Annotated in this window: 9 protein-coding genes; 7 read left to right on the top strand and 2 right to left on the bottom strand. The window is 72.8% G+C overall.

All coding sequences use genetic code 11. The features are described 5' to 3' along the window. The 7 genes from HF577_RS35425 to HF577_RS35395 all read left to right on the top strand — a co-directional run. On the top strand, nt 1-1,221 hold a 1,221-nt coding region (locus tag HF577_RS35425), incomplete at its 5' end, for an NlpC/P60 family protein (protein ID WP_169400372.1). Nucleotides 1,222-1,398: 177 nt separating this feature from the next. Further along, the gene (locus HF577_RS35420; protein ID WP_169400371.1) at nt 1,399-2,448 is read left to right on the top strand and encodes an AAA family ATPase; all 1,050 of its coding nucleotides are present in this window, start codon (nt 1,399-1,401) and stop codon (nt 2,446-2,448) included. Nucleotides 2,449-2,570: 122 nt separating this feature from the next. Next, nucleotides 2,571-3,452, top strand: coding sequence for a DUF58 domain-containing protein (locus HF577_RS35415; RefSeq protein ID WP_312859595.1), 882 nt, complete (start codon nt 2,571-2,573; stop codon nt 3,450-3,452). Further along, nucleotides 3,453-4,439, top strand: coding sequence for a VWA domain-containing protein (locus HF577_RS35410; RefSeq protein ID WP_169400369.1), 987 nt, complete (start codon nt 3,453-3,455; stop codon nt 4,437-4,439). A 241-nt stretch (nt 4,440-4,680) separates the two neighbouring features. Continuing rightward, nucleotides 4,681-5,391, top strand: coding sequence for a 3-oxoacyl-ACP reductase FabG (gene fabG, locus HF577_RS35405; protein ID WP_169400368.1), 711 nt, complete (start codon nt 4,681-4,683; stop codon nt 5,389-5,391). A gap of 31 nt (nt 5,392-5,422) precedes the next feature. Continuing rightward, complete coding sequence (gene fabI / locus HF577_RS35400; protein WP_169400367.1) at nt 5,423-6,211, top strand: enoyl-ACP reductase FabI; 789 nt, start codon at nt 5,423-5,425, stop codon at nt 6,209-6,211. Nucleotides 6,212-6,218: 7 nt separating this feature from the next. Beyond that, nucleotides 6,219-7,265: a ferrochelatase gene (locus HF577_RS35395; RefSeq protein ID WP_169400366.1), complete on the top strand. Its 1,047-nt coding sequence runs from the start codon at nt 6,219-6,221 to the stop codon at nt 7,263-7,265. A 10-nt stretch (nt 7,266-7,275) separates the two neighbouring features. Here the strand turns inward: HF577_RS35395 and HF577_RS35390 are convergent, their stop codons facing one another. Both HF577_RS35390 and HF577_RS35385 read right to left on the bottom strand, forming a co-directional pair. Next, on the bottom strand, nt 7,276-7,917 hold the full coding sequence (locus HF577_RS35390; RefSeq protein WP_169400365.1) for an SRPBCC family protein: 642 nt from the start codon (nt 7,915-7,917) through the stop codon (nt 7,276-7,278). Further along, nucleotides 7,914-8,270, bottom strand: coding sequence for an ArsR/SmtB family transcription factor (locus HF577_RS35385; protein ID WP_169400364.1), 357 nt, complete (start codon nt 8,268-8,270; stop codon nt 7,914-7,916). Before HF577_RS35385 ends, HF577_RS35390 begins: the two co-directional genes overlap by 4 nt. Nucleotides 8,271-8,602 lie beyond the last annotated feature (332 nt).

Below are 8,602 nucleotides of genomic sequence, written 5' to 3'. Positions count from 1 at the left end.
CAGCCCACCCCACCGCCACCGCCCAACCCGAGCGACGACGACCTGCAGCGCAGCCGCACCGACGTGAACCAGCGGGCGGGCGAGGTCGGACGCCTGTCGGCCCGGCTCGCGGAGCTCGACAGCCGGACCGACGATCTGCAGGCCGCGCTGGCCGCACAGCGGGAGACGGCGGAGGCCGCGCTCGTCGACCTGCAGGCGGCTCAGGACGCGGCGGCCGCGGCCGCCCGACGGGCCGTCGCCGCCCGGATCGCGACCCAGGCCGCCTCCGTGGCGATCGACGAGGCGCGCGCCCGTCTCGACGAGTTCGTCACCGCCACCTACCAGCAGGGCCTGGACATCGGTCCGCTCGGGCTGCTCACCGACGCCACCAGCCCCGAGGACCTCGTCGCGCGGGCCGAGGCCAACGACCTGATCGCCCGGGCCCAGCTCACCGCGCAGGACGGGCTGGAGCGCGCCCGCGTCGAGAAGGCAAACGCGGACTCCGCCGCCCGTGCTGCGCTGGAGGACGCGCGCACCCGTGAGGCCGAGGCGAACACCGCGAAGTCGGCCGCCGATGCGGCGGTCGCCGCTGCCGAGTCGGCGGCCCGCGAACAGGCCGAGCAGCTCGCAGCCGTCGCCGCGGAGCGGGCCGACGTGCAGCGCCGCCTCGACGCGGCCGAGTCGGCCGACGCCGGACTCCGCCAGCAGCGCGCCCGGTTCGACGACTGGCAGCGCCGGCTGGCGCAGGAGCAGGCCGCCCGGGAACGGACCGAACGGCAGGCGGCCGAGGCCAGGCTGGGCGGCCGGGACGACGCGCCCCGCAGGGGCAGCGCGGCGGTGCGGCGGGTGATCGACCGCGCGCTGTCGCAGCTCGGGCGGCAGTACGTCTGGGGTGGCGGCAACGGGCGTGGGCCCAGCACCGGCATTCCCGACGGCCTCGGCTCGCCGCTCAACCGCGTGGGGTTCGACTGCTCGGGCCTGATGCTCTTCGCGTTCAACGGCGTGGGCGTGTCGCTGCCCCGGGTGAGCCGCAACCAGTACAACGCCGGGCGCAAGGTGCCGATCTCCGACCTCCGGCCCGGCGACATGGTGTTCTTCAAGAACGGGGGAGCGCCCATCCATCACGTCGCCCTGTACATCGGCAACGGGCAGATGGTCGAGGCTCCCTACACCGGCGCGCGGGTCCGGGTCGTGCCGTTGCGGACGAAAGGCCTCGTACCGCAGGCCACCCGGGTGCTGTGAGCCGGGAGGAACGCCGGTAGGTCGTCCTCCCTTGATGTCAATGAAACATTGACGCCAACGAAAAGTACTTCAAACATTGACATCGACGGCCCTTCGGGCCGACTGCCCCGAAAAACGAAGGTCGTGCCGCGCGCCGGGTTCACCGGCGTCTCACGCTCGGCACGGTGGGATGGCGCGGTGACTGTGCAGGAGTCCGTCCCCAGCCCGGCCCACGAAGGTGAGCGGCTCGAGCGGGTCGTCTTCGAGATCAAACGGGTGATCGTCGGCCAGGACCGGCTCGTCGAGCGGATGCTCGTCGGGTTGCTGGCCAAGGGCCACCTGCTGCTCGAGGGCGTGCCCGGCGTCGCGAAGACCCTTGCGGTCGAGACCGTCGCGAAGGTCGTCGGCGGCTCGTTCTCGCGCCTGCAGTTCACCCCGGACCTCGTGCCCGCCGACATCCTCGGCACCCGCATCTACCGCCAGGGCCGCGAGGAGTTCGACGTCGAGCTGGGGCCGGTGGTGGCCAACTTCGTGCTCGCCGACGAGATCAACCGCGCGCCGGCGAAGGTGCAGTCGGCCATGCTCGAGGTGATGGCCGAGCGCCACCTGTCGATCGGGGGCAAGACGTTCCCGATGCCCGAGCCGTTCCTCGTGCTGGCCACCCAGAACCCGATCGAGAACGAGGGCGTGTACCCGCTGCCGGAGGCGCAGCGCGACCGCTTCCTCTTCAAGATCATCGTCGAGTACCCGGGCGTGGAGGAGGAGCGGGAGATCGTCTACCGGATGGGCGCGGAGCCGCCCGTCGCGCAGCAGGTGATCGACCCCGGTGAGCTCCTGCGGCTGCAGGGGGTGGCGTCCCGGGTGTTCGTCCACCACGCGCTCGTCGACTACGTCGTGCGGCTCGTCGTCGCCACCCGCACGCCCGCGGACCACGGCCTTACCGACATCGCCGGCTGGGTGTCCTACGGCGCCTCACCGCGAGCCACCCTGGGCATCGTCGCCGCGGCGCGGGCGCTCGCGCTGGTGCGCGGCCGCGACTACGTGCTCCCGCAGGACATCCTCGACGTCGCGCCCGACGTCCTGCGCCACCGGCTCGTGCTGTCCTACGACGCCGTCGCCGACGGCGTGCCCATGGACCACATCATCTCCCGGGTGCTCGCCACCGTCCCGCTGCCGCAGGTCACCGCCCGTCCGCAGCACGACCCGGCCGCCGCGGCGCCGTACACGGCGGCCGGCAGCTCGACGTGACCACCCCGACGCCCGGGGTTCAGGAAAGCCACTTTCCTGCCCCGCCGGTTCCGGAAAGTGGCTTTCCTGAACCGGGGCGGCGTCATCAGCCCGCCGCGCCGCCGTCGTTCCGCGACGGACGGATCGAGGCGGCGTTGCGGACGCTGGAGCTCACCGTGCGGGGGCGGCTCGACGGGCTTCTGCAGGGCAACCACCTCGGTCTCGTCCCCGGGCCCGGCAGCGAGCCGGGGGAGGCGCGGACCTACCAGCCCGGCGACGACGTCCGCCGCATGGACTGGGCCGTCACCGCACGGACCACCCAGCCGCACGTCCGGGAGACCGTGGCCGACCGGGAGCTGGAGACGTGGGTCGTGCTCGACCTGTCGCCCAGCCTCGACTTCGGCACCGCCTCGTGCGAGAAGCGCGACCTCGCGATCGCGGCGCTCGCCGCCGTCACCCACCTCACCCGGGGCGGGGGCAACCGGATCGGTGCTCTCGTCGCAACGGGGGAGCAGACCGTCCGCATCCCCGCCCGGGGCGGCCTCGCGCACGCCCGCGGCCTGCTGCGCCGCGTCGCCCTGACCCCCCGGGCCCCCGACGGCACCCGCGGTGACCTCACCTCCGCGATCGAGCAGCTGCGCCGCCCGCCCCGGCGCCGGGGGCTGGCCGTCGTCATCTCCGACTTCCTCGGCGAACCCGAGTGGGAACGCACCCTGCGCGCGCTGTCGAACCGGCACGACCTGCTGGCCGTCGAGGTGCTCGACCCGCGCGAGCTGGAGCTGCCCGACGTCGGCACCGTGGTGCTGGCCGATCCCGAGACCGGCCGGCAGCGCGAGGTGGTCACCAGCCCGCTGCTGCGCCGGGAGTTCGCGGCCGCCGCGGCCGAGCACCGCGACCGGGTGGCCGCCGCGCTGCGCCGGTGCGGGGCCGCGCACCTCACGCTGCGCACCGACTCCGACTGGATCTCCGACATCGTGCGGTTCGTCCTGGCCCGCAAGCGTGCCTGGTCGGGGGGTGGCCGGTAGATGTTCACCAACCCCTGGTGGCTGCTGCTGCTCGTCGTGGTCGCCGCCATGGCCGCCGGGTACGTGCTGCTGCTGCGCAGGCGCCGCCGCGACGTCGTCCGGTTCACGAACCTGGAGCTGCTCGACCGGGTGGCTCCCAAGCGGCCCAACTGGTACCGGCACGTTCCGGCGGCGGCGCTGATCGCGGCGCTGGCCGTGCTGACCATCGCGCTGGCGGGCCCGCAGGCGGAGGCGCGCGTGCCCCGCAACCGGGCCACGGTCGTCCTGGTCATCGACGTCTCGCTGTCGATGCAGGCCACCGACGTCGAGCCGAGCAGGCTGGCCGCGGCACAGGCCGCGGCCAAGGCGTTCGCCGACCAGCTCACCCCCGGGATCAACCTGGGACTGGTGTCGTTCGCGGGTACGGCCGCGGTGCTCGTCTCGCCCACCGTCGACCGCGAGCCGATCAAGCGTGCGGTGGACGGGCTGAAGCTGTCGGAGTCGACCGCCACCGGCGAGGCGATCTTCGCGGCGATGCAGTCGGTGGAGACGTTCTCGCAGGCGATCGCCGGGGCCGCTGCCGATGGCCCGCCACCCGCCCGGATCGTGCTGATGAGCGACGGCAAGCAGACCGTCCCCGGCGGCGTGATGCCGGAGGAGGAGCCCCGCGGCTCGTTCACGGCGGCCCGCGCGGCCGCGGCCGCCGGCATCCCCGTCTCCACGATCTCCTTCGGCACCGACTACGGCTCGATCGAGATCAACCCGGGGGAGCGCACACCGGTCGCGGTGGACGACGCGTCGATGCGCCAGATCGCCGAGCTCTCCGGTGGCCAGTTCTTCACCGCCGCCACCGAGGACGAGCTGCGGCAGGTGTACGCCGAGCTCGGCGAGCAGATCGGCTACGAGGTGCGCCGCGTCGACACGAGCAGGCCGTGGCTCGCGGGCGGTGCCCTCCTGCTCGTGGTGGGGGTCGGCAGCGGCCTGGCACTGGGCCGCCGCTTCCCGTGACCCGGGCGACTCGCGCGCAGAAAACGGGCGACTCGCGGAGGGAAACCGGGCGACTCGCGCGGCTGAACCGGGCGACTCGCGGGCCACGGGGCTGCTCTGCTCCGCGAGTCGCCCCTCCCGGCCGCGCGAATCGCCCGTTCTGGCCGCGCGAGTCGCCCGTTCTGGCCGCGCGAGTCGCCCGGATCGTGCTCCCGAGTCGCCCGGTTTCCGCGGGCCGGGTGGCGGCCAATAGGGTGGCTGCGTGGGACGCAGCGTGCTGGTGACCGGAGGCAACCGCGGTATCGGGCTCGCGATCGCGAAGGCGTTCGCGGCGCAGGGTGACCAAGTGGCGGTGACGCACCGCAGCCCTGTGGAGGGCCTGCCCGGCGAGCTGTTGCCGGTGCAGTGCGACGTCACCGACACCGCGGCCGTGGATGCGGCGTTCAGCGAGGTCGAGGACAAGCACGGCCCGGTGCAGGTGCTGGTCTCGAACGCCGGGATCAACGACGACGGCCTGCTCATGCGGATGAGCGAGGAGTCGTTCACCCGGGTCGTCGACGCCAACCTCACCGCTGCCTACCGGGTCGCGAAGCGCGCCTCCCGCGGAATGCTCAAGGCGAAGAGCGGTCGCATGGTCTTCGTCTCCAGCGTGGTCGGCCTCAGCGGCTCGGCCGGGCAGGTCAACTACGCGGCCTCCAAGGCCGGCCTCGTCGGGCTGGCCCGCTCCGTGGCGCGGGAGCTGGGCTCGCGAGGCATCACGGCCAACGTCGTGGCCCCCGGCTTCGTCGACACCGACATGACCCGCGCCCTGTCCGACGCGCGGCGCGCCGAGATCATCGGGCAGGTGCCGCTGGGCCGGTACGCGAGCCCCGAGGAGGTGGCCGCCACGGTCACCTGGCTGGGCTCGGAGGCCGCCGGGTACATCACCGGCGCGGTGATCCCGGTCGACGGCGGCCTCGGCATGGGCCACTAGGGACTCGCTCTCCGAACACGGAAAGGCTCACATGGGACTGCTCGATGGCAAGCGCCTGCTCGTCACCGGTGTGATCACGGACGCCTCGTTGGCGTTCCACGCTGCGAAGATCGCCCAGGAACAGGGCGCCGATGTCGTGCTCACCGGCTTCGGACGGATGCGGCTGGTGGAGCGGATCGCGCAGCGGCTGCCGAAGCCGGCCGCGGTCGTGGAGCTCGACGTGTCGGACCAGTCCCAGCTCGACAGCCTCGTCGAGCGGGTCTCGCCGCACCTCACCGCCACCGGGCAGGACGAGCCCAAGCTCGACGGCGTGCTGCACTCGATCGGTTTCGCCCCGGCGTCGTGCCTCGGTGAGAACGCGTTCCTGAACGCGCCGTGGGAGGACGTGGCCACGACGCTCCAGGTCAGCGCCTACTCGTTCAAGTCGCTGTCCACGGCGGTGCTGCCGCTGCTCGGGCCGGGCAGCTCGATCGTCGGCATGGACTTCGACAACCGGCAGGCCTGGCCGGCCTACGACTGGATGGGCGTGGCCAAGTCCACATTGGAGTCGGTCACCCGGTACCTGGCGCGTGACCTCGGGCCGAAGGGCATCCGGGTCAACCTCGTCGCCGCCGGGCCGGTCCGGACGATGGCCGCGAAGTCCATCCCCGGGTTCGCCGCCTTCGAGGACGCCTGGGACGGGCGTGCGCCGCTCGGCTGGGACGTCAACGACCCGGTGCCCGTCGCGAAGACGGTGTGCGCGCTGTTCTCGGACTGGCTGCCGGTCACCACCGGCTCGATGGTGTGGGCGGACGGCGGGTTCCACGCCATCGGTGTCTAATCAGACCGTGCGAGAACAAGCGGACGCTCTGCTGGTGCTGAGCTTCGGCGGGCCCGAAGGGCCCGACGAGGTGCGGCCCTTCCTGGAGAGGGTGGTCCGCGGTCGTGGCGTTCCTCCGGAGCGGCTCGACGCCGTGGAGGAGCACTACCAGCACTTCGGCGGCGTGAGCCCGCTGAATGCGCGCAACCGTGATCTGATCGCCGCGATCCGCGAGCGCACCGACCTGCCCGTGTACTTCGGCAACCGCAACTGGCACCCGCTGGTGGAGGACACCGTCGCCGAGATGACGCGTGACGGGGTGCGCCGCGCGCTCGTGTTCGCCACCAGCGCGTACGGCGGGTACTCGGCGTGCCGGCAGTACCAGGAGGACATCGCACGGGCGCGGAAGGCGGTGGGGGACGGGGCGCCGCAGCTGGTGAAGCTGCGCCACTTCTTCAACCACCCGGACTTCGTCGCCGCCAACGCCGACGCCGTACGCGCGGCCACCGCCGGGCTGCCCGCCGACGTCCGTGACGCCGCGCGGCTCGTGTTCACCGCCCACTCGGTGCCGACCGCGGCCGATGCCGCCGCGGGGCCGCCCGAGGAGGGCGGCCACCGCTACTCGCGGCAGGTGGCCGAGGCGGCGCGGCTGGTCGCGGAGGACCTCGGAGTCGCGGAGTACGACGTCGTGTGGCAGTCGCGCTCGGGGCCCCCGCAGGTGCCGTGGCTGGAGCCCGACATCGTCGACCACATCGACGCGCTGCACGCCCGTGGCGTGCCCGCGGTGGTCGTGTGTCCGGTCGGGTTCGTGTCCGACCACGTCGAGGTGGTGTGGGACCTCGACACGGAGGCGAAGGAACGCGCCGCCGAGCTGGGTATGGGCTTCGCCCGGGCGTCGACGGCCGGTCCCGACCCGCGGTTCGCCGACATGGTGGTGGAGCTGATCGCCGAGCATCTCCACGAGTCGGCCCCGCGGCACCTGGGGGACGTGCCGGGGGCCGGGTGCACGGTCAACGGGATGCCGTGTGCGGTGGACTGTTGCATGCCGGCCCGGCGTCCGGCCCGTCCGGAGTGAACGAGAAGCCTCAGGCCTGGTCGGGCACTGCGGTGTAGAAGGTCGTGGTGCGGTCGGCCGCGGCGCGGGCAGCGGCGGGATCGGTGCCGGCCGCCACCGCCGCAGCGCACCACAGGTCGCTGGACGACGTGATGAACTGCCGGGCCTCGTCCGAGGTGGACCAGGTCGCGAACTCCGCCGGGTCGACCGGCTGACCTGAGGACAGGTGCAGTTCCTGCCCGAGAAGGGCCAGGTCCCAGCCGACCCCGACGGCGCCCGGGCCGTACTCGGTCCAGCGTTCGTCGTCGACGTGGGCGATGTGTTCGAGCTCGAACCGGGTGCGCCCGTCGGCGACCTCGGTGAGCCGGACCTCGATCCAGCTCACCTCGCCGCCGAACTCCCAGGTGGCGGCGAACCCGTGCGGGGGATCGCAGCGCTCCACGGTGCCGCCGGCGTTGCCGTCGAGCTGGTAGCGGCCGCCGACGCGGAGGTCGCCGGACACGGGGAGGAACCACCGCGGGATGCGCTCGGGGTTGGTGCAGGTGTCCCACAGGTCGTCGAGGTCGGCGGTGTAGGTCCGGCTGATGGTCATGACGCGGGCCTCGCCCGCCTCGAGCGTGCGCGTGCCGACCGTGCGCTGCACGGCGTTGATCTGGTGGGTCACGTCGATCATGGGTCGGTCCTCTCGTCGGGTTCGCGGAGCCGGCGCTCGCGCCGTCCGCGGGCCAGTTCGGTGGCCAGCGCGTCCAGATGGGGAGTCCAGAAGCGCCGGAAGTGGTCGAGCCAGGTGTCGACGTCGCGCAGCGGCTCGGGCCGCACGCTGTAGAGCCGGCGCGCGCCCTCGGGACGGACGGTGGCGAACCCGTTGTCGCGCAGTACCCGCAGGTGCTGGGAGACGGCGGGCTGGGAGATGCCGAACTCGTCCTGGATCGCCGCGCACACCGCTCCGGAGGTCATCTCGCCTCCGGCGAGCAGCTCCAGGATCCGCCGGCGTACCGGCTCCCCGAGAACGTCGAAAGCGTGCACGGCGAGAAAATAGCAGTGCACGCTTATATAAGCAAGACTGGGTAAGCGGGGGGCCCGAGGGGCAACACGGAAGTTCAGGAAAGCCACTTTCCTGCCCCCGCAGGGCCTGAAAGTGGCTTTCCTGAACCTGGCGGAGCCGCGCGGTCAGGGGCGGGCGTAGGTCAGGAACGCTGCTCCGCTCGCCAGGACGGTGTGGTCGGTCAATCGACGACCTCACCGTTCCGGAGCTGCTCGCGCCCCACCGGCTCGACGTCCTGATCGACGCGATGGTGACGCGCCTGCTGCCGGAGAGCTGACCGGGGCCGCGGGGGAGTGGGTCAGGGGCTTGCCCT

Source organism: Pseudonocardia xinjiangensis, assembly GCF_012911925.1.
In the GTDB taxonomy this organism is placed as follows: domain Bacteria; phylum Actinomycetota; class Actinomycetes; order Mycobacteriales; family Pseudonocardiaceae; genus Pseudonocardia; species Pseudonocardia xinjiangensis.
Note: the sequence above shows the minus strand (reverse complement) of the source record. Positions and strands in the feature narration are given on the sequence as shown.